Here is a 21,482-nt window from a genome sequence, read left to right as displayed (position 1 = left end):
ATATGTGTACGGGTATCAGGCCAGCTCGCGTTTTTCGACGTAAATACCGTACACCGTGGTCAGAACGCTGACATTTACCAGCGAAATGACCAACCCGATAATCGTTTGGCTTGCTATTCCCACTATAGGCAAGATCTGACTGGCCTGAAAGATCAGAAGACTGAGGACAACCTGAACAAACGCCAGAAGCAACACAACAATTGTGATGGTGCCGTTCGAGCCTTCAGTTGCTCTTTTCGCGTCCATAAAACCAAGCGGTTCCCCAATCGCCGCGGCTGGCAAGGCTGCGCCAAGCCTTATGAAAAGCACATAAACAACAAAGAAGGCGGCAAACGGCAGAAGTTGAAGCAGGTAACCCAATGGCGGCACGATGGCGGCCAAAATTGAGCCAATCAAAAGCAGCGGTACCAGAATTACCACCGATGCGATCACACAAACAACGATAAGCTGGACCGTACACCAGATGTAGGCTCCAATCCGGTCTAAATTGAACGATGGGATCCAACCTTTGGGATACTCCTCCAGCAGTACGAACCGATGCCAGGCGACGAAAATCCACAAGCTCACAAGGACATTGATCAACGCTGCTACAACGACGTTCAGCGCGTCTTTCGCAGTCAAGTGCATTGCTGGATCACCCGCATCAATCCCGTTCGCACTCGTCAGGCCCAGGACGAGGGTACTGAATATCGCGGCGGCAACTGATGGTATCAATCCAATCTGCAAAGCTTCCTGTAGATTACTGAACACCATTCGAACTGAATGGATGAAAATCTGCCAACCAAGCATTCTGAACCGCCCTCTCAACCAATCCTTGTTATCTTTGCAATCGTTTCATCCCAATTCCCGTCCTGCGTCAATGCTCGCAACTTGCCCCCGGGTCGAAAACCCGCTAGGGGCCAATCGTTCTACGCATAAAGGGAAGTCAGATGTCCGCGCCCAAGAAAGTTGTTCTGGCCTATTCCGGTGGCCTTGATACCTCGATCATTCTGAAATGGCTGCAGACCGAGTATGGCTGTGAGGTTGTAACCTTCACCGCCGATCTGGGTCAGGGTGAAGAGCTTGAACCGGCACGCCAAAAGGCTGAAATGCTGGGGATCAAGCCCGAAAACATCTATATCGAGGACATCCGCGAAGAGTTCGTTCGCGACTTCGTCTTCCCGATGTTCCGCGCCAACGCACAATACGAAGGTCTGTACCTGCTGGGCACCTCAATCGCGCGTCCGCTGATTTCGAAACGTCTGGTTGAGATCGCAAAAGAAACCGGTGCTGATGCCGTTGCGCATGGCGCGACCGGCAAAGGCAACGACCAGGTTCGTTTTGAGCTGGCCGCGTATGCACTGAACCCCGAAATCAAGGTCATCGCCCCGTGGCGCGAGTGGGATCTGACCAGCCGTACCCGTTTGATCGAATGGGCAGAAGCACACCAGATTCCGATCGCCAAGGACAAACGTGGCGAGGCCCCCTTCTCGGTCGATGCCAACCTGCTGCACACCTCGTCCGAGGGCAAGGTTCTGGAAGACCCCGCCGATATGGCGCCCGACTATGTCTACCAGCGCACCGTCCATCCCGAAGACGCGCCGAACGAGCCCGAGTTCATCGAAATCGGATTTGAAAAAGGCGACGCAGTCAGCATCAATGGCGAAGCGATGAGCCCGGCCACAATCCTGACCAAGCTGAACGAATACGGCGGTAAGCACGGCATTGGTCGTCTAGACCTGGTCGAAGGTCGTTTCGTCGGTATGAAATCGCGTGGCATCTATGAAACTCCTGGCGGCACCATCCTACTGGAAGCGCACCGCGGTATCGAATCCATCACCATGGACCGTGGCGCGATGCACCTGAAAGACCAGCTGATGCCGCAGTATGCCGAGCTGATCTATAACGGCTTCTGGTACTCGCCCGAGCGGGAAATGCTGCAAGCAGCCATCGACAAGTCGCAAGAACATGTCACCGGCACCGTTCGTGTGAAACTGTACAAAGGTCTGGCTTCGACCGTGGGCCGCTGGTCGGATCACTCGCTGTACTCCGAAGCGCACGTGACCTTCGAAGAAGACGCCGGTGCTTATGACCAGACCGATGCGGCTGGTTTCATCCAGCTGAACGCTCTGCGTCTGAAACTTCTGGCCGCTCGTGACAAGCGTTTGTCCAAGTGACTGAAGACGAAGGCATAAACGAAGAGCTCGAAATGTTCATCGAAGCGCAGGACACGGTTTGGCCGGATGTCCTGCGTGAACTTGAACAGGGGCAGAAAACCAGCCACTGGATGTGGTTCGTTTTTCCGCAACTGGCAGAACTGGGCCAATCTCATATGGCCCAGCTTTACGGAATCGAAGATCTGGATGAGGCAACCGCCTATCTTGGGCATCCGGTCCTGCGTGAGCGCCTGATTCAGGTGTCCCGCCTGATGCTGTCGCACAAGGGCTCGGACCCGGCTGGTATTCTGGGAAAGGTCGATGCCAAGAAGCTACGCTCGTCCATGACCTTGTTTGCGGCTGTACCCGGCGCACCATCCGAGTTTCAGGATGTCCTGACAGCTTTTTATGACGGTCAGATCTGTGAGCCAACCAAACAGGCGTTGATCAACGGCTAGCCTTGGCTGGTTCCAGTAGGGTCATGCTTGCCTGAAGCTGAGACTTCTCTTTACGCAGGGCACAACTGCGAAAGGAATTCATATGCTTCAGGAAATAGCAGACGGTATCCAAAAGGGTCTGGGCGGCAAAACCTTTGACGGATCGCTCAAGTTCGATTGCGGTGAGGATGGTGTCATCGTCCTCGCCGACAACACTGCAACGACACAGGATCGAGATACCGACTGCACCATTCGCATCTCTCGTGACAATCTGGGCAAGTTGCTTACCGGTAAACTGAACCCGATGACGGGTGTGATGATGGGCAAGCTCAAGATTTCAGGCGACATGGGTGTCGCTATGAAACTGGGGCAGTTGCTGGGCTGACCGATAAACTCGTCTCACCAGCACGTGACAAATGATGTCAGTGGATTGCCAACTTCCGGGTCGCACGGCAGCCTGATCTCAAAGGAGATCTCCCATGACCCGGAATTACAGTTTCGATCATTTCAAGTCCGCTCTTCTGTTTGTTCTGATTGCTCTGGTTGCGTTGTTACGCGCGATGCCTGCACCTGCTGCAGGAACTGAAACACTGACCGTTGCCGGCGGCTGTTTCTGGTGTGTTGAATCCGATTTTGAATCGGTACCCGGCGTGATCGGCGCAGTCTCGGGTTATACCGGCGGCAAATCTGCAAACCCGACTTACGATCAGGTTTCCAAAGGCGGTACAGGCCACTATGAGGCTGTACAGATCACCTTTGACCCCGCCCGCGTCTCACGTGAAACACTGTTGAACATGTTCTTCCGCTCGGTCGACCCGACAGATGCTGGTGGTCAGTTCTGTGACCGTGGTGAAAGCTATCGCACGGCAATTTTCGTCTCTAACGCAGGCGAAAAAGCACAGGCGCAGAAGGCTAAGGCAAATGCCCAGCAGGCATTGGGACAAACAGTCGTGACGCCAATCCTGCAACAATCAACCTTTTATCCTGCGGAAGCCTATCACCAGGATTACTACAAGGGAGACAAGCTGGTCTTCACCCGTTTTGGTCCCAAGCGCCAAAAGAATGCGTACAAAGCCTATCGCAAGGCCTGCGGTCGCGACGCCCGGGTAAAACAGCTTTGGGGCAGTGCAGCACCCTTTGTCGGTTCCTAATCGAAACGAGCCGCCTGAACTTCCTTGAGATCAGGGATCACATCAGCCGTACCGTGTCGCGTCACCATTAAAGCCGCGGCACGGTTTGCCTGTGTTATGGCCTGCGCCAGCGGCATGCCTCGGTCCATCCCTGCCAGGACATAGCCGGTAAAGGTATCACCTGCCCCGGTCGTATCCACGGCCTGAACTTTGTGGGCATCAAACACCACCGGATCTTTGCCGCGCTTATGATAGCGGGCGCCATCGGAACCTAGTGTCACGACCACATGCTCGACCGGCAAGTCTGCAGCGCTGAGACCGGTGGCTTGCTGTAGCTGTTCCGCTTCAATCTGGTTCAGGATCAGAAAATCCAGATAGGGCAAGACAGCCTCAACCGCATCCGCCTGAAACGGCGCTGCTGCGTAACAGACTGTAAGACCAAGCTCATGCCCCAGTCGGGCAGCCTCGACCTGTGCATTGGTTTCGTTCTGCATGACCAGCAGATCGCCTGCCGAGGCCAAAGACAGCGCCTGTTCCAGCTGCTGAACCTCAAGCGCGTGGTTGGACCCCGGGTAAAGAACGATCAGGTTCTCACCTTCGGCATCGACCGCGATGATTGCATGCCCGGTTGGTACATCCACTTCGGTGATATGGCGTGTATCCACACCATACTCGGTCAGACGGTCCTTGGCCCAGCGCCCGTCAGGCCCGACAGCTCCGATATGGCTGACCTGAGATCCGGCGCGTGCGGCGGCAACGGACATGTTCGCACCCTTGCCGCCCAGAAACCGTTCCAGCCCCTTGGCCGCAAGGGTTTCCCCCGGACCGGGCAAGTGCGGCAGGCCGTAGACCATATCGGCATTGATTGAGCCAAGGTTCCAGATCGTCATCGCTTATCCGATATCGCAAGAGGCCAGGATGGCCATGTTCAGGATGTCGTTTGCAGTCGAAACGGTCGAACAGATCTGGATGGGTTTATCGACACCCGACAGGATCGGACCGATTACGGTCGCGCCACCCATTTCCTGCATCAGCTTGGTCGAGATGCTGGCCGAGTGCCGTGCGGGGACTATCAGAATGTTCGCAGGACCGGTCAGGCGCGAGAACGGGTAAGCCTCTTGCTGATCCATGTTCAGGGCAACGTCGACGGTCATCTCGCCTTCGTATTCGAAATCTACGCCGCGCCCGTCCAGAACTTCGGGGGCGACATGCATTTTTTCCGCACGTTCCGAGACCGGATAACCAAAGGTCGAGAAGCTGACGAATGCAACACGCGGCTCCAGTCCCATATGACGGGCAACGGCTGCTGCGCGCTCTGCGATATTGGCCAGATCGTTCTCATCCGGCCATTCGTGAACCAGCGTATCGCCCATCAGGACGATCCGGCCTTTGTGCAGCAATGCGGTGACACCGGCAGCGCCATGGGCCGCATCCGCGTCAAAGACGTGATTGATCCGATCCAACACATGCGCTGATTTCCGGGTTGCGCCCGTAACCAGACCATCGCCATGTCCATGGGCCAGCATCAAAGATGAGAACACGTGCCGGTCACGCGCGGCCAGACGGTGGATATCCTTCCGGTCAAATCCCTTACGCTGCAGACGTTTATAGAGGAACTCCTTATAGGCATCGAGGTGCATGGTGTTGGCGGCGTTCACCACCTCCAGCTCGCGAACAGCATCGCCAAGCCCTGCGGCCTCAAGCTTGATTTTGACGTCATCGGGACGACCAACAACCAGCGCCTTTCCGAAGCCCGAGCGCTGATACATGACCGCTGCGCGCAGAACGCGCGGATCATCGCCCTCGGCAAAGATCATGCGGCTTTGCGCTGCGCGGGCACGTGCGTTCAGGCCGCGCAGGATGCTGGCAGTCGGGTCCATGCGGGATTTCAGGCTCAGCTCATAGGCGTCCATGTCGATGATCGGACGCCGCGCCGCCCCGGTATCCATACCAGCCTTGGCAACAGCGGGTGGGATACGGTGGATCAGGCGCGGGTCAAATGGCGTCGGGATGATGTAATCGCGACCAAAGGTCAGCGATTTTCCATAGGCCATCGCAACCTCATCCGGCACATCTTCGCGCGCCAGACGCGCCAACGCGTGGGCGCAGGCGATCTTCATCTCGTCATTGATGGCACGGGCATGAATGTCCAGCGCACCACGGAACAGGTATGGGAAACCCAGAACGTTATTCACCTGGTTCGGATAGTCGCTGCGCCCGGTGGCGACGATCGCATCGACCCGCACCTCATGCGCCTCTTCCGGCGTGATCTCGGGATCAGGGTTCGCCATGGCGAAGATCACCGGATTATCTGCCATTGACGCAACCATATCCTGCGTCACAGCACCCTTAACCGACACGCCAAGGAAGACGTCCGCGCCCTTCATGGCCTCTTCCAGAGTGCGTAGATCCGTGGTGATGGCATGCGCCGACTTCCACTGGTTCATACCCTCGGTGCGGCCCTGATAGATTACACCCTTGGTGTCACAGACGATGCAGTTCTCATGCCGTGCGCCCATCGACTTGAGCAGCTCGATACAAGCGATCCCTGCCGCACCCGCGCCATTCAGGACGATCTTTACGTCTTCGATCTTTTTGCCCGAAATATGCAGCGCATTCAGCAGACCCGCCGCACAGATCACCGCCGTGCCGTGCTGGTCATCATGGAAGACAGGAATATCCATCTCTTCCTTCAGGCGCTGTTCAATGATGAAACACTCGGGCGCTTTGATATCTTCAAGGTTAATGCCACCAAAGGTCGGCCCCATCAGGCGCACAGCACGACAAAACTCATCCGGGTCTTCGGTATCCAATTCGATATCGATCGAGTTCACATCAGCGAACCGTTTGAACAGGACTGACTTGCCCTCCATCACCGGTTTCGAGCCCAGCGCACCCAGATTGCCAAGACCCAAAACCGCTGTGCCGTTTGAAATCACAGCAACCAGATTGCCCTTGTTGGTATAGTCGTAGGCTGTTTCCGGGGATTCCGCGATTGCTTCACATGGAACAGCCACGCCGGGGCTGTAGGCCAACGACAGATCACGCTGAGTGGTCATCGGAACGGTGGCTTGAACCTCCCACTTGCCGGGAGTTGGTTCGAGGTGAAAGGCCAGCGCCTCTTCTTTAGTGATCTTCGCTTTGGGCATGAGATAGGTCGTTTCTTTACATCTGTTGGGCTTTCGCCTCATAGCGCAGCAAGAGGCGCGCCTCAACGAGAATACTTTTCACCTTTCGTCGCGGGTGGGGGATTTGTAAGGTCGCGTCCGGAATACGCCAGAAGGGGTCAGCCTTGTCCACAGTCACGCCGATGATGGCGCAATATCTCGAGATCAAAGAGGCCCATGCCGACGCCCTGCTGTTTTATCGCATGGGTGACTTTTACGAGATGTTCTTTGAGGACGCTGTCAACGCAGCCGAAGCGCTGGACATCGCCCTGACCAAGCGCGGCAAGCACAACGGATCCGACATTCCGATGTGCGGCGTCCCTGTTCACGCGGCCGAAGGCTATTTGCTGACACTGATCCGCAAAGGGTTTCGTGTCGCCGTCTGCGAGCAGATGGAAAGCCCCGCTGAGGCGAAGAAAAGGGGCTCTAAATCAGTGGTAAAGCGCGATGTCGTGCGTCTGGTGACGCCCGGCACACTGACAGAAGACGCGCTGTTGGAGGCCCGCCGCCACAACTTCCTTGCCGCATATGCCGAGGTCCGGGATGAGGCTGCTCTGGCTTGGGCCGATATCTCGACCGGGGCGTTTCACGTGATGCCTTTGACGTCCGTGCGTCTTAGCCCGGAGCTGGCACGGCTGGCACCATCCGAGCTGATCGTGGCCGATGGGATTCAGGACAAACTGAACGAACCGGTTGCGGATTTGGGTATCTCGCTCACACCAATCGGGCGCGCCAGCTTTGACAGCACTGCGGCGGAAAAACGCATATGCGGATTGTTCCACGTGGGTGCTCTGGACGCGTTCGGCAGTTTTGGACGCGCGGAAATCTCGGCCATGGGTGCGTTGATCGACTATCTGGAGATCACTCAAAAGGGCAAACTGCCGCTGCTGCAGACCCCACTCAAGGAATCCGAAGACCGAGTTGTTCAGATCGACGCTGCAACTCGACGAAATCTGGAACTGACTCGCTCCCTGTCCGGAGGTCGCGCAGGTTCGCTGCTGTCTGTGGTCGACCGAACCGTGACACCGGGTGGCGCGCGCCTGTTGGAGCAACGCCTTTCAAGCCCCTCCCGCAATCTGGACGTCATCCATGGACGGTTGGATGCGGTGAGTTTCGCTGCCGAAGATAGCCTGATCGCATCGGATCTGCGCGAAGCGCTGCGCAAAACTCCCGATCTGGACCGTGCACTGTCCCGCCTGTCGCTGGATCGCGGCGGCCCCCGCGATCTGGCGGCCGTTCGCAATGGTATGACACAAGCATCCGCAATCGCCGAACTCTGCGCCAATCAAGACGTACCTGTCCTTCTCGCAACTGCACTGCAAAACCTGACCGGTTTCGATGATCTACTGAACCTGCTCGATGACGCCCTTGTAGCAGAACCCCCGTTGCTGGCCCGCGACGGTGGTTTTGTCGCGCCGGGGTACGATGCCGAGCTGGACGAAGCCCGCACCCTGCGCGACGAAGGCCGCTCGGTCATCGCCGGGTTTCAGCAGAAATATGCGGAACACACTGGCATCACATCACTGAAGATCAAGCACAACAACGTGCTGGGTTACTTCATTGAAACCACGGCCACCCATGCCGAGAAAATGCTGAACCCGCCGTTCAGCGAAACCTACATCCATCGGCAGACCACAGCCAATCAGGTGCGGTTCACCACAGTCGAGCTGTCCGAGATCGAAACCCGTATTCTGAACGCCGGAAATCTGGCGCTGGAGATCGAAAAGCGGCTCTATCAAACGCTTTCTGATGAAATTCTGGGAAAAGCCGCCCGCCTGAACCAAGCCGCCCGAGGGTTGGCTGAATTGGATCTGACCACCGCTCTGGCCGATCTGTCGCGTGGAGAAAACTGGTGCCGTCCTCTAGTCGATGCCTCGCGCGCCTTTGATGTTCAGGGTGGCAGACATCCGGTTGTCGAACACGCCCTGCGCCAGCAAAGCGGCGACGCCTTCATCGCCAATGACTGCGATCTCAGCGCCAACGATGGCGCGGCGATCTGGCTGCTGACCGGTCCCAACATGGCCGGTAAATCGACGTTCCTACGTCAGAATGCGCTGATCGCCCTGCTTGCCCAGATGGGCAGCTACGTCCCGGCAGAGCAGGCGCATATCGGCCTTGTCAGCCAGTTGTTCAGCCGCGTCGGAGCGTCGGATGATCTGGCGCGCGGACGCTCGACCTTTATGGTCGAAATGGTCGAGACCGCTGCCATCCTCAATCAGGCAGATGACCGTGCCCTCGTCATTCTGGATGAGATCGGCCGCGGCACAGCCACTTATGACGGATTGTCCATCGCCTGGGCCACGCTGGAACATCTTCACGCCTCAAACAAATGCCGTGCGCTGTTTGCAACGCATTACCACGAATTGACCGTGTTGGCCGGAAAACTGGAAGGCGTCGAAAACGCTACTGTCGCAGTGAAAGAATGGGAAGGTGAGGTCATCTTTCTGCACGAGGTCCACAAAGGTGCGGCAGACAGATCCTATGGTGTACAGGTCGCCCAATTGGCCGGACTGCCGGTATCTGTGGTCGAACGCGCGCGTATCGTGCTGGATCAGCTGGAAAAAACCGAACGCGAAGGCGGTAAGCAAAAAGCCCTGATCGACGACCTACCTTTGTTTTCGGCTGCGCCCCCTCCACCACCACCTGCGCCCAAGGCATCACCTGTCACCGACATGCTCGATGAAATCCTGCCGGACGAATTGACTCCACGTGAAGCATTGGACCTGATCTACAAACTGAAAGAGGCGGCCAGAACCTGACCGCCTCAATATTCGTTTGAACTGAAATCGTTCAGCTTGCCGGGGTCGAAGATACCCCGACCTGCGCCGGGCGCAGCAGGCGATCATGCAGCATGAAGCCCTCGGCCGAAACCTGAATAATGTCACCAGCACGGGTACCGGGGACCGGTGCCTCAAACATCGCCTCATGCACATTCGGATCGAACCGGTCACCAACTTCGGGCGTGATCACTTCGATCCCGTGCTTTTGGAACACGTCTTTCAATGCGCGCATGGTCAGCTCGACGCCTTCCAGAAGCGGACCTGCCACCTCTTTCTGCTCGTCGGTTGCGGCTTCGAGCGCTCGTTTCATGTTGTCGTAAACCGGCAGCATGTCGCGGGCCAGTTTCGATCCGCCGTACTGTTCAGCATCCCGACGGGCCTTGTCACCACGCTTGCGCGCGTTTTCGGCATCCGCCAGTGCACGCATGAACTTGTCCTTGAAATCGTCCCGCTCAGCACGCAGCGCATCAATTTCCAGCGCCTCTTCGCTGATCTCGGCAAATTCCTCGGCCAGCTCTTCCGCCTCGGCGGTTGCGATATCGTCCAGAAAATCTTCGTTCTTGGGCTCTGCCATCTCTTACCCTCTAGCTCCGGTCGGAAATCAGTTTGCCGACCAGTTGCGCCGTATAATCCACGATCGGCACGATCCGTCCATAATTCAGACGCGTGGGTCCGATGACCCCGACCGCACCGATTATCTTTCGATCAGCGTTCATATATGGAGACACCACCAAAGAGGAACCCGAAAGTGAGAAAAGTTTGTTCTCAGACCCGATAAAAATGCGCACACCCTCGCCTTCCTCGGTCAATTCGAGGAATTCAGCGATGTCCTGCTTGCGCTCGAGGTCATCAAACAGCGTTCGGATTCGGTCCAGCTCTTCGGCTTCGCCGGGTTCTCCCAGCAGATTCGCTCGCCCACGCACGATCAAACGGGCTGAGTCGGTGCCGTCCCCATCCCAAGCGGCCATGCCACTTTCTACCATCTCACGCGCGAGCACGTCGATTTCTTGCCGGCGCGCTGTGATCTGGGACTGCATCTGACGCCGCACTTCACTGAGCGTGCGTCCTTCGATCAGCGCGTTCAGGAAGTTCGCCGCTTCGCGCATCGAACTGGGCGTCTGTCCTGGAGGAGGCGTAAACAGGCGGTTTTCAACATGCCCATCGGCAAAGACCAAAACCACCAAAGCGCGGTCGTGGGCCAATGAAACGAATTCGATATGCTTGATCTCGGATTCATGTTTGGGCGTCAGAACCAGCGATGCGCCATGTGTCACGTGTGACAAAGCCGAACCGACACGATCCAGCATTCCGCCCACATCGCCTGCATTAGAGCCTAATGTTTCGTCCAGCTTCTGCCGATCATCCGCGCCCAGATCACCCACTTCCAGCAATCCGTCCACGAACATCCGCAGCCCTTGCTGCGTGGGAATCCGCCCCGCACTGACATGAGGGCTGTCAAGCAAGCCGAGAAACTCCAGATCCTGCATCACGTTGCGCACGGTCGCGGCGCTGACCTTCTCCGACAAAGTGCGGGTCAGCGTACGGCTGCCAACCGGTTCTCCGCTATCCAGATAGCTCTCGACGATCAGCCGGAACACCTCGCGTGACCGGTCATTCATCTCGTCCAGAATTTTGCGCGCTTCGCTCATGCGTCTTCCCCTGCTGGACCGGCATTAAATCGCAGGCAAATGAAAGGTCAATCGGGGTTGCATCCTAAGGCACGGGGACGTTATCCCCAACCCAGCAAACAAAGGATTTTCCATGCGACCCTCTGGACGAGATTTAAGCGAAATGCGCCCGGTTTCAATCGAAACAGGGTTCACCAAACATGCCGAAGGTTCCTGCCTGATCAAAATAGGCGACACCCACGTACTGTGCACCGCCACGATCGAGGATCGCGTGCCACCGTTCATCAAGGGATCGGGTTTGGGCTGGGTCACTGCCGAATACGGCATGCTTCCCCGCGCAACCAACACCCGGATGCGGCGCGAGGCAGCCAGTGGCAAGCAAGGTGGTCGCACGGTAGAAATCCAGCGGCTGATCGGCCGTGCCCTGCGCGCCGGTGTGGATCGGGTTGCACTTGGCGAACGTCAGATCACCGTGGACTGTGATGTAATTCAGGCCGATGGCGGCACCCGTTGCGCTTCGATCACCGGCGGTTGGGTTGCGCTGCGTCTGGCCGTGAACAAGCTGATGAAAGCTGGCGACGTGATTTCTGACCCGCTGGTCGATCCGGTTGCAGCGGTGTCCTGCGGTATCTATGCAGGCCAACCGGTGCTGGACTTGGACTACCCAGAAGACAGTGAGGCCGGCGTCGATGGCAATTTCATCATGACCGGTTCGGGCAAACTGATTGAAGTTCAGATGAGTGCCGAAGGTTCTGTCTTCAGCCGCGCACAGATGGATCAGCTGATGGATCTGGCTGAAAAAGGCGTTGCCGAGCTGGCCGCTGCTCAAAAGGCTGCCACCGCATGACCCGCAAGTTCGACGGGGACAGGCTGCTGGTGGCCACGCATAACAAAGGCAAGCTTGAGGAGATGACTCATCTCCTAGAACCTTTTGGTGTGACGGTTGTTGGCGCAGGTGAGATGAACCTGCCGGAACCCGAGGAAACCGAAGATACATTCGTCGGCAATGCCCGGATCAAAGCACATGCCGCTGCCAAGGCCACCGGCCTGCCTGCCCTGTCGGACGATTCCGGGATTACCATCGACGCGCTGGACGGCGCGCCGGGCGTTTATACTGCCGACTGGGCAGAAACCGGCAATGGCCGCGATTTCCTGATGGCGATGACGCGCGCGCATAACGAATTGGAGGCCAAAGACGCCCCGCACCCGCGCACCGCTCAATTCCGCAGCACGCTGGTTCTGGCCTGGCCCGATGGTCATGATGAAGTGTTCGAAGGCGTCGCGCCAGGCCACCTTGTCTGGCCGATCCGCGGTTCCGAAGGGTTCGGCTATGACCCAATGTTTGTCCCTGACGGATACGACATTACCTTTGCCGAGATGGATCGCTGGGAAAAGAACAAGATCAGCCATCGCGGTCGCGCGGTGGAGATGTTCGTGAAGGGCTGCTTTGGCGGATGATTGGCGCAACGGGGGCTTTGGCCTGTATGTGCATTGGCCTTTTTGCGAGGCCAAGTGCCCCTATTGTGACTTCAATAGCCATGTATCAAAGAAAATTGATCAAAAACAATGGCTTGATGCATATCTGAGTGAGCTGAAACGCTCAGCATCTGAAACGCCAGACCGGGTCTTGAATACGATCTTCTTTGGCGGTGGCACTCCGTCTCTGATGGACCCGGAAACAGTCGCAGCAGTGATTGATGAAGCGCGGGCCTTGTGGCGCCCTGCCAACGACATGGAAATCACGCTTGAGGCCAATCCCGGATCAGTCGAAGCTGGTCGCTTTGCCGCCTACCGTGATGCCGGGGTGAATCGCATTTCCATGGGTGTTCAGGCTTTGAACGACGAAGACCTGAGGCGGTTGGGTCGCATTCACACAGTGGCTGAAGCGCGCGCAGCATTTGACATCGCGCGGAATTGTTTTGATCGCGTCAGCTTTGACATGATCTATGCGCGCCAGCATCAAACTGTAGAGGCGTGGCGCGCAGAATTGAACGAAGCACTATCGATGGCGGTCGACCACCTGTCCCTTTATCAGTTGACGATCGAAGACGGCACCGCGTTCGGTGACCGCTATGCAATCGGCAAACTACGCGGTCTGCCCGAGGATGACAGCGCGGCTGACATGTACCTTGCGACTCAGGAAATCTGCGAAAGCCACGGCATGCCAGCCTACGAAGTCTCGAACCATGCTCGGCCCGGAGCGGAATCTCAGCACAATCTGATCTACTGGCGCTATGGTGATTATGTTGGAATTGGCCCCGGAGCCCATGGCCGCATCACATCACAAGGGCGCAAATTCGCAACTGAAACGCACCTGTCCCCGAATACATGGATAAATGCCGTCTCAGCAGGTTCCGGTGAATCCCATAGAGAAGAGCTCAGTCGCTCGGATCAGGCCAATGAATACCTCATGATGGGTTTGAGAATTGCAGAAGGTCTAGATGTTGATCGATTCAAACTACTGTCTGGTACCTCTCTCGATCAGGACAAAGTAGATGATCTCTGCGAGATTGGCATGTTGTGCCAGGAGGATAACCGTATAAAGGCGACAAGAGATGGTCGCGCAGTTCTGAATGCCGTTATTCGGGAACTATTGGGGTAAAGCATGCAGTTTCTTTGGGCAGGATTGGGATTGCTTTGCGTTGCGCTGGCGGCAATCGGTGTAGTGCTGCCCTTATTGCCAACGGTTCCCTTTCTGCTTCTGGCGGCTTTCTTTTTTGCACGCTCATCGTCCCGCCTGCACAACTGGCTTTTGAGCCACAGAACATTTGGCCCCATGATCATAGATTGGCAGCAATCCGGGGCAATTCGACCAGCCGCAAAAAAAGCGGCCACCATATCGGTCGCCGCTGTCTTTGGGTTGTCCCTGATTTTCTCAGTTCCGTCACATGTTCTGATCATTCAAGCTGTCGTACTGAGCGGCGTGATGATCTTTATCTGGACCCGGCCTAACGGCTGAGTTTCGCGCAAAGATCGTCTAGCTGATCAAGGTTTTCGTAGGTGAGAACCACCTGCCCTGTCTCAGTACCCGCCTTGTGGTTAATCGCAACCTTCATGGCCAGGATCGCAGAAAGGTCCTTTTCCAATGCCCGTGTATCCGCATCCTTGCCCGCATTCAGGTTCCGCGACTTTGGCGCAGGACGATCTGCATCACCTTGCTGTTGCTTCTTCACCAAAGCCTCGGTTGCACGCACTGACAAACCGTCACGGACAACAATTTTTGCCAGTTCCGACGGATCTTCTGCCGTAATCAACGCCCGAGCATGACCGGCAGACAGTTTCCCTTCGATTACAAGGGTTTGCACATCAATCGGCAATGATAACAAACGCAGCAAGTTGGCGATATGGCTTCGGCTTTTTCCCAAGGCCTCGGCCAGCTTTTCCTGCGTATGGCCAAATCGATCCATCAGCTGCTTATAGCCTGCCGCTTCTTCAACAGCGTTGAGATCCGCGCGCTGGATGTTCTCGATAATCGCGACTTCCAGTACTTCGGTATCGTCAAACTCGCGTATAATTACCGGGATATCGTGCAACTGCGCCATTTGCGCAGCGCGCCAGCGACGTTCACCGGCAACAATCTCGTATTCGCTGTCGTTCACAGCGCGCACGATCAGTGGCTGAATGATCCCTTTTTCCTTAACCGATGCCGCTAGTTCATCCAGTTGTTCAGGGGCAAAAGTGCGACGCGGCTGATTTGGGTTGGCGCGAAGCTTTTCGATTGGAACTTTCATGTCCGGGCGGCGCGGTTCAGCAGAAACGCGGCCTTCAACATCCTGTGTGACATCCGCCATCAATGCGGACAGCCCCCGCCCCAAACCTCTGGGTTTTCCTTTCTTGGCGCTCAACTCGCCCTCCTGACAGCCGCTCAGGCGGCCACTTTGTTATTTTTATGCATGATCTCGCGCGCCAGATGCCGGTAAGCCATAGCGCCCAAGGACCCGGAATCATATTGCAGAACCGGAAGCGCATATGATGGCGCCTCGCTGACCCGCACATTTCTGGGTATTTTGGTTTTAAATACCATCTCACCCAGATTGTCACGTGCGTCCTTTTCAACCTGGCGGGACAAGTTGTTGCGGTTGTCATACATGGTCAACACAACACCTTCGATTCTGAGATCCGGATTCGCGGTCTGCCGAACCTCACGAATTGTCAGCATCAGTTGTGACAACCCCTCCAGAGCAAAGAACTCACTTTGCAGTGGCACAAGGACGGAATGCGCCGCAACCATTGCGTTTACAGTGAGAAGATTCAGCGAGGGTGGGCAATCGATCAGTACAAAATCGAACGAGAACTCATCAATTGCAGTCTGTCTGAGCGCATCGTGCAAAAGATAGCTGCGCTTTTCATTGGAAATAAGCTCAATATCAGCTGAGCTAAGATCGACGGTTGCAGGAACCACATAAAGACCACCGATTTCGGTTTCCTGAACAACCGCTTTCAACGGGGCGTCGTCCAGAATCAGATCATAGGTCGTCCAATCCCGATCTTCGACACCTAAACCTGTCGAGGCATTTCCTTGTGGATCCAGATCCACCACCAGAACCCTGCAACCTGCCTCGGCCAATCCAGCTGCTAGGTTTATCGCCGTCGTTGTCTTTCCCACCCCACCCTTTTGATTGGCAACCGCGATAATCCGGGGCCCTGAAGGGCGAGACAGATCAACCACGTGAGACTCCTTTGATCTTCAGGATAACGGCCTGGGGTTCAGTTAAACTTGTAATAGGCTCCGCTTCGAAATTCCATTCCTCGCGGGCATCAGACAGCTCTTTTTTCCAGATCGCGCCTTTTGGGAACAAAGCTGTGCCATTTTCTCCTAAATGCCTATCACAAAAGGACATTAATTGGCGCAGATCCGCCAACGCACGTGCAGAAAGTATGTCGGCATTCAATGGCTCAACAGCTTCGATTCGTTTGGAGATCACTTTGCAATTAGCTCCGCATTCTCGAGACACAGTTCTCAGAAAAGCGGATTTTCTCTGATCGCTTTCAACAAATGTAAACCGCGTTTCGGGTGAAGTCTCAATTGCCATGATTGCGCAGACCATTCCCGGGAAACCCCCACCGCTTCCCAGATCAACCCAGTGGTCTACTTTGTCTGCAAGACGAAAGACCTGAACAGAATCCAGAATATGCCGATCCCAGATATCTTCCAGGCTTTTGCGCGACACCAAGTTGATCTTTGGGTTCCAACGAGCAACTAGATCGACGTAAGTCGACAGGCGGTCTAATGTTTCACGTGAAACATCTAAACGCTTAAGAACCGCATTGTTTTCAGGGATCATGCCTTGAGCGCTTTCTGTTCACGCCGCAATTTAGCGAGGACCAGCGTCAAAGCTGCGGGTGTTACACCTTCAACCCGCCCTGCCTGCGCTATGTTTGCAGGCTTCGCATTGGACAGCTTCTGCTTCATTTCTGTGGAAAGACCGTCCAGAGCAAAGAAGTCAAAATCACGTGGAATTACATACGATTCATCCCGCTTCATTGCTTCGACATCGCGCTTCTGCCGTGCAATGTAGTTTGCGTATAAGGCATCCCGCTCTACTTGCCGACGAATTTCATCTTCGGTTTCACCCAATCCCTCAACGAGAGGAAGCAGATCATCGAAGGTTACGTTCGGAAACGCCAAGATCGCCATCCCATCGCGTCGGTTCCCGTCCTGGTTAACCTCAATTCCGGCTGTGCGAATTTCTTTAGGCGTATAGGTTTGATCTGTGAGCTTTCCCTTAGCTTTATCAAGCTTATCCATCTTATCGTTGAATGAGGTCTGCCGTTCACTTCCAATGCAACCAATCTGATTCCCGATTGGCGTCAAACGTTGATCTGCATTGTCAGCGCGCAACGACAATCGAAACTCGGCGCGTGAGGTGAACATACGGTAAGGTTCCGCGACTCCACGGGTGGTCAGATCGTCCACCATCACTCCGATATAGCTATCGGCACGCGTGAAATGGACAGGATCTTTCCCTTGAACCTCCAACGCGGCGTTAAGACCAGCAACAAGCCCTTGGGCTGCTGCTTCCTCATATCCTGTGGTTCCATTGATCTGACCTGCAAGATATAGTCCAGGAATCTCTGGAAGAGCCAACGAAGCTGTTAGTATGCGGGGATCGATGTAGTCATATTCGATGGCATATCCCGGCTGAAGAATCTCGGCCTTCTCCAATCCCTTTATCGACTGGACATATTCCACCTGCACATCTTGGGGGAGCGATGTTGAGATACCATTGGGATAAATAGTATGATCATTGACCCCTTCTGGCTCAAGGAAGATCTGATGCGAATCCTTATCCGCAAATCGCACGATCTTGTCTTCGATCGAAGGACAATATCTCGGCCCCACCCCATCGATATGACCACCGTACATCGCCGAACGCGAGAGGTTCTTTTCGATTATTTCATGTGTCTTGGCGTTCGTATGTGTGATTCCACAAGCAATCTGTGGAGCAACAACGGTTTTGGACAGGAACGAAAACAAGGTAGGTTCTTCGTCACCATCCTGCCTTTCCAAATCTGACCAATCGATTGTCCGACCATCCAGACGTGGAGGTGTACCCGTCTTCAAGCGCGCCATAGGTAGTGAATAAGTATCCAGCCGCTCTGCCAGCTTTACAGATGGTCGATCGCCCATTCTACCACCGGGGCGAGATACATCTCCGATATGAATAACACCGCGCAGAAAGGTACCCGAGGTGAGAATTACTGATTTTCCCGGGATTTCCGAACCATCTGCAAGCTTCACACCTGAAACACGGTTCCCATTCATCAGGAAATCAACAACTTCACCGGTAATCACCGAAAGATTTTCTCGATTGCGCGTTTCTCTTTGCATCGCCGCACGATACAAGGCTCGGTCTGCCTGAGCCCGTGGGCCTTGAACAGCAGGGCCCTTTCGACGGTTCAATAGACGAAACTGTATACCCGCCTGATCCGCAACACGCCCCATGACGCCGTCCAGCGCATCAATCTCGCGCACCAGATGCCCCTTACCCAATCCGCCAATAGCCGGATTGCAGGACATCACACCGATATCTGTTTCTGACAAGGTTACCAAAGCAGTGACTGCACCCATACGGGCTGAAGCATGCGCGGCCTCAGCACCGGCGTGACCTGCACCAATAACAATGACGTCGAACTGTGAATGTTTCACGTGAAACACTCCTTACTTACCAAGGCAGAAGCTGGAGAATATCTCATCCAGAAGATTCTCGACATCTATTCTGCCAACCAAAGATTCAAGTGCCCGAATGGCTGTGCGCAACTCTTCGGCAGCAATATCATACAGGTCAGGTCCTGATTCCAGAACCGTCATAGCCTGGCTAAGCGCGTCCAGTGCTTTTGTCATTGCAACGCGGTGGCGTTCCCGGGTTGCAATACCAGTGCTTGTGGTTCGGTCAGACAAAACACGCGAAATCTGGGAAATCAGTTGATCAATCCCTTGCCCTGTCTTTCCCGAGATCCCGTTTTCACCACTGCCCCTGAGATCTGATTTAGGCAATACCTGCACATCTCCCGGCTGCATCTCGACCCCAAGCTCAGTTGGATCATCTGTCAGAAACACACGCAGGTCCGCTGTTTCAGCGCGTTTCCGGGCCAGCGCTATCCCCAATCCTTCGACATGATCTTCGGTTTCCCGCAACCCGGCAGTATCCAGAAGGGTAACTGGTAGCCCGGCTAAATCCATTCGCACTTCAATCACATCTCGGGTGGTTCCAGCGTACTCAGACGTTATCGCCGCTTCCCGTCCTGCAAGTGCGTTCAGAAGCGTAGATTTCCCAGCGTTCGGCAGCCCAACAATGGCGACTTCGAAACCCGTACGAATACGCTCCGCAATCTTTACCCCGCGCGCTTCACGCTCCAGATCGCCCATTACCCCTGTAATCAGTTCGCGAACTTCGGGTGATACATCCGTTGGCACTTCTTCATCGGCAAAATCAATCACTGCTTCCAACAGTGAGGCAGCCCGGATCAGATCCCGCCGCCAGCGTTCGGCCAGATCCCCAAGCTCACCTGCCAGAATGGTCTGGGCCTGCTTTCTCTGCGCTTCGGTTTCGGCATCGATCAGATCGGCAAGGCCTTCGACCTGAGCCAGATCCATCTTGCCGTTTTCCAATGCCCGGCGGGTGAATTCACCGGGCTCTGCCATTCGCAAGTCTTTCATATCGGACAGGCAGCGCAACACTGCATTGACCGAAGCGGTGCTTCCGTGAATTTGCAGTTCGGTGACATCCTCGCCGGTAAAGCTTGCCGGTGCTGCAAAAGTCAAAACCAGCCCATCGTCCAACCTTGATCCATCACTTGCGTGCAGCTCACGCAACCGCATTCCCCTGGGTGGTAAATCGGAACCAGTCAGCGCGCCCGCGGCTGCATGAGCCTGCGGGCCAGAGAGGCGGATGACCGCCACCCCTGCTTTGCCTTGTGCGCTGGCCAAGGCGAATATCGTATCCATTCGAAGGCCTCGCGTCGTTTAAGACCTGTGTCAGGTGTTCATCGAATCGAAGAACTCACCGTTCGTCTTCGTCTGTTTCAACTTGGACAACAAGAACTCGATTGCGTCGGTGGTGCCCATCGGGTTGAGGATGCGGCGCAGAACGAAGGTCTTGGCCAGATCACCCTTGTCGACCAGCAAATCCTCTTTCCGGGTACCGGACTTGAGGATGTCGATCGCCGGGAACACGCGCTTGTCTGCGATCTTACGGTCCAGAACGATTTCCGAGTTACCGGTGCCTTTGAATTCTTCAAAGATCACTTCGTCCATCCGGCTACCGGTGTCGATCAGGGCGGTGGCGATGATGGTCAGCGAACCACCCTCTTCGATGTTCCGCGCCGCGCCAAAGAAACGCTTGGGACGTTGTAGAGCATTTGCGTCTACACCACCGGTCAGAACTTTACCCGAGGATGGCACCACAGTGTTGAATGCTCTACCAAGTCTTGTGATCGAGTCGAGAAGAATAACAACATCTCGTTTATGTTCGACCAAGCGCTTGGCTTTTTCGATCACCATCTCAGATACGGCCACGTGGCGTGTTGCCGGCTCGTCGAAGGTCGAGGACACGACCTCACCCTTCACCGAGCGCTGCATGTCGGTCACCTCTTCCGGGCGTTCGTCGATCAGCAGGACGATCAGATAGCACTCAGGGTGGTTCTGTTCGATCGAATGCGCGATGTTCTGCAGGATGACGGTTTTACCGGTCCGCGGAGGCGCCACGATCAGCGAACGCTGACCTTTACCGATGGGTGCCACCAGATCGATCACACGGGCCGACTTGTCCTTGATAGTGGGATCTTCGATTTCCATCTTCAGACGCTCATCCGGATACAGAGGCGTCAGGTTGTCGAACAGGATCTTGTGCTTGGCCTTCTCAGGATCTTCAAAGTTGATCTTGGTGACCTTGGTCAAGGCAAAGTAGCGCTCGTTATCATCAGGGGCTTTGATCTCACCTTCCACCGTGTCCCCAGTCCGCAGCGAATGCTGGCGGATCATTTCAGGTGAGACGTAGATGTCGTCCGGACCCGGCAGATAGTTCGCCTCAGGCGAGCGCAGAAAGCCGAAGCCGTCCTGCAGGACTTCCAGCACACCGTCACCGCCAACGGTCCAGCCCTCATCCGCGCGTTCGCGCAGGATCTGGAACATCATTTCGCCTTTTCGCATGGTCGAGGCGTTTTCGATCTCCAGCTCTTCGGCCATCGCCAGAAGGTCTTTGGGGCTTTTGGCCTTCAGGTCGGCCAGATTCAGGGATTCAGTTGTCATGATGATACGAACCTTGTCCGCATAGGTCGCGGCACAGAGTGGAAATTCAATACGGAAGATACGCCGCCCGGACGGGCGTGTTGATCTCTACATAAGCGTGACAGCAGTCGGAGTCAAACAGGCCCTCAGAACTTCAGAACGACCGCCAGAACGATGATAACCATCAAAACGGTCGGTACCTCGTTCATCATGCGGTACTGGCGCCCAGTGAGCTTATTTCGTCCCTCTAAGAAGTCTTTGCGTCGCGCCATCAGCCAGTGATGGAACCAGGTCATTCCAATCACGGCTGCACCTTTGACCCAGGGCCATGACCAGTCCCATCCGACAATCCCCGGCGTGAAGACCATGATCAAACCGCAGACCCATGCCACGATCATTGCAGGGCGCATGATGACGCGAAGCAGCTTATCCTCCATTTCAAAGAAGATTTCCTGCGCTCCGTCGACCGATTGTG

21 protein-coding genes are annotated in these 21,482 nt (G+C 55.6%); 9 read left to right on the top strand and 12 right to left on the bottom strand.

Features of this window, described 5'->3' with window-relative positions:
* Positions 1-15: 15 nt before the first annotated feature.
* Entirely contained in the window at positions 16-789 is a 774-nt protein-coding gene (locus E1297_RS28340; RefSeq protein ID WP_155144177.1) for a hypothetical protein, read from the bottom strand.
* A 140-nt stretch (positions 790-929) separates the two neighbouring features.
* Between E1297_RS28340 and E1297_RS28335 the strand changes: the two genes are divergently transcribed.
* From E1297_RS28335 to msrA, 4 genes are all read left to right on the top strand, one after another.
* A complete protein-coding gene (locus E1297_RS28335; RefSeq protein WP_155144174.1) occupies positions 930-2,156 on the top strand; it encodes an argininosuccinate synthase in 1,227 nt (408 codons plus the stop codon).
* A complete protein-coding gene (locus E1297_RS28330; protein ID WP_368669712.1) occupies positions 2,153-2,593 on the top strand; it encodes a DUF1810 domain-containing protein in 441 nt (146 codons plus the stop codon). Before E1297_RS28335 ends, E1297_RS28330 begins: the two co-directional genes overlap by 4 nt.
* Before the next feature lie 82 nt (positions 2,594-2,675).
* Positions 2,676-2,957, top strand: a complete 282-nt coding sequence (locus E1297_RS28325) for an SCP2 sterol-binding domain-containing protein (RefSeq protein ID WP_155144172.1) — start codon at positions 2,676-2,678, stop codon at positions 2,955-2,957.
* Positions 2,958-3,051: 94 nt separating this feature from the next.
* The gene (gene msrA / locus E1297_RS28320; RefSeq protein WP_155144171.1) at positions 3,052-3,723 is read left to right on the top strand and encodes a peptide-methionine (S)-S-oxide reductase MsrA; all 672 of its coding nucleotides are present in this window, start codon (positions 3,052-3,054) and stop codon (positions 3,721-3,723) included.
* Here msrA and E1297_RS28315 read toward each other — a convergent pair.
* A complete protein-coding gene (locus tag E1297_RS28315; RefSeq protein ID WP_155144169.1) occupies positions 3,720-4,592 on the bottom strand; it encodes a ribokinase in 873 nt (290 codons plus the stop codon). The genes msrA and E1297_RS28315 overlap by 4 nt on opposite strands.
* 3 nt (positions 4,593-4,595) lie before the next feature.
* Positions 4,596-6,851 carry an NADP-dependent malic enzyme gene (locus E1297_RS28310; RefSeq protein ID WP_155144167.1) on the bottom strand — a complete coding sequence of 752 codons (2,256 nt, stop codon included), beginning with the start codon at positions 6,849-6,851 and terminating at the stop codon, positions 4,596-4,598.
* A gap of 143 nt (positions 6,852-6,994) precedes the next feature.
* Between E1297_RS28310 and mutS the strand changes: the two genes are divergently transcribed.
* Positions 6,995-9,628: a DNA mismatch repair protein MutS gene (gene mutS / locus E1297_RS28305; protein WP_368669711.1), complete on the top strand. Its 2,634-nt coding sequence runs from the start codon at positions 6,995-6,997 to the stop codon at positions 9,626-9,628.
* A gap of 31 nt (positions 9,629-9,659) precedes the next feature.
* On the opposite strand, the gene E1297_RS28300 is transcribed toward mutS, so the two are convergent.
* Together E1297_RS28300 and hrcA are read right to left on the bottom strand one after the other, a co-directional pair.
* A complete protein-coding gene (locus tag E1297_RS28300; RefSeq protein WP_155144165.1) occupies positions 9,660-10,223 on the bottom strand; it encodes a nucleotide exchange factor GrpE in 564 nt (187 codons plus the stop codon).
* A gap of 10 nt (positions 10,224-10,233) precedes the next feature.
* On the bottom strand, positions 10,234-11,298 hold the full coding sequence (gene hrcA, locus E1297_RS28295) for a heat-inducible transcriptional repressor HrcA (protein WP_155144163.1): 1,065 nt from the start codon (positions 11,296-11,298) through the stop codon (positions 10,234-10,236).
* A gap of 112 nt (positions 11,299-11,410) precedes the next feature.
* Between hrcA and rph the strand changes: the two genes are divergently transcribed.
* The 4 genes from rph to E1297_RS28275 are packed head-to-tail and all read left to right on the top strand — an operon-like array spanning position 11,411 to position 14,236.
* Complete coding sequence (rph, locus tag E1297_RS28290) at positions 11,411-12,124, top strand: ribonuclease PH (RefSeq protein ID WP_155144161.1); 714 nt, start codon at positions 11,411-11,413, stop codon at positions 12,122-12,124.
* Positions 12,121-12,735, top strand: coding sequence for an RdgB/HAM1 family non-canonical purine NTP pyrophosphatase (gene rdgB, locus E1297_RS28285; protein WP_155144159.1), 615 nt, complete (start codon positions 12,121-12,123; stop codon positions 12,733-12,735). Before rph ends, rdgB begins: the two co-directional genes overlap by 4 nt.
* Positions 12,725-13,879, top strand: a complete 1,155-nt coding sequence (hemW, locus tag E1297_RS28280; RefSeq protein WP_155144157.1) for a radical SAM family heme chaperone HemW — start codon at positions 12,725-12,727, stop codon at positions 13,877-13,879. The genes rdgB and hemW overlap by 11 nt, the downstream gene beginning before the upstream one ends.
* Before the next feature lie 3 nt (positions 13,880-13,882).
* The gene (locus E1297_RS28275) at positions 13,883-14,236 is read left to right on the top strand and encodes a YbaN family protein (protein ID WP_155144155.1); all 354 of its coding nucleotides are present in this window, start codon (positions 13,883-13,885) and stop codon (positions 14,234-14,236) included.
* On the opposite strand, the gene E1297_RS28270 is transcribed toward E1297_RS28275, so the two are convergent.
* The 7 genes from E1297_RS28270 to E1297_RS28240 form a co-directional block, all read right to left on the bottom strand.
* Positions 14,226-15,122 (bottom strand): ParB/RepB/Spo0J family partition protein, encoded by an 897-nt coding sequence (locus E1297_RS28270; protein WP_155144153.1) that lies wholly within the window; start codon positions 15,120-15,122, stop codon positions 14,226-14,228. The two genes, E1297_RS28275 and E1297_RS28270, sit on opposite strands and share 11 nt — an antisense overlap.
* Positions 15,123-15,142: 20 nt before the next feature.
* Complete coding sequence (locus E1297_RS28265; protein WP_170335770.1) at positions 15,143-15,946, bottom strand: AAA family ATPase; 804 nt, start codon at positions 15,944-15,946, stop codon at positions 15,143-15,145.
* Positions 15,939-16,562: a 16S rRNA (guanine(527)-N(7))-methyltransferase RsmG gene (gene rsmG / locus E1297_RS28260; RefSeq protein ID WP_155144151.1), complete on the bottom strand. Its 624-nt coding sequence runs from the start codon at positions 16,560-16,562 to the stop codon at positions 15,939-15,941. The genes E1297_RS28265 and rsmG overlap by 8 nt, the downstream gene beginning before the upstream one ends.
* Complete coding sequence (gene mnmG, locus E1297_RS28255; protein WP_368669710.1) at positions 16,559-18,427, bottom strand: tRNA uridine-5-carboxymethylaminomethyl(34) synthesis enzyme MnmG; 1,869 nt, start codon at positions 18,425-18,427, stop codon at positions 16,559-16,561. Before mnmG ends, rsmG begins: the two co-directional genes overlap by 4 nt.
* A 12-nt stretch (positions 18,428-18,439) precedes the next feature.
* Positions 18,440-19,726: a tRNA uridine-5-carboxymethylaminomethyl(34) synthesis GTPase MnmE gene (gene mnmE / locus E1297_RS28250; RefSeq protein ID WP_155144149.1), complete on the bottom strand. Its 1,287-nt coding sequence runs from the start codon at positions 19,724-19,726 to the stop codon at positions 18,440-18,442.
* A 30-nt stretch (positions 19,727-19,756) separates the two neighbouring features.
* Complete coding sequence (gene rho, locus E1297_RS28245; protein WP_155144147.1) at positions 19,757-21,028, bottom strand: transcription termination factor Rho; 1,272 nt, start codon at positions 21,026-21,028, stop codon at positions 19,757-19,759.
* 125 nt (positions 21,029-21,153) lie between these two features.
* Positions 21,154-21,482: CopD family protein (locus E1297_RS28240; protein ID WP_155144145.1), on the bottom strand; the 329-nt coding region annotated here is incomplete at its 5' end.

The organism is Roseibium sp. RKSG952, from assembly GCF_009711355.1.
Note: the sequence above shows the minus strand (reverse complement) of the source record. Positions and strands in the feature narration are given on the sequence as shown.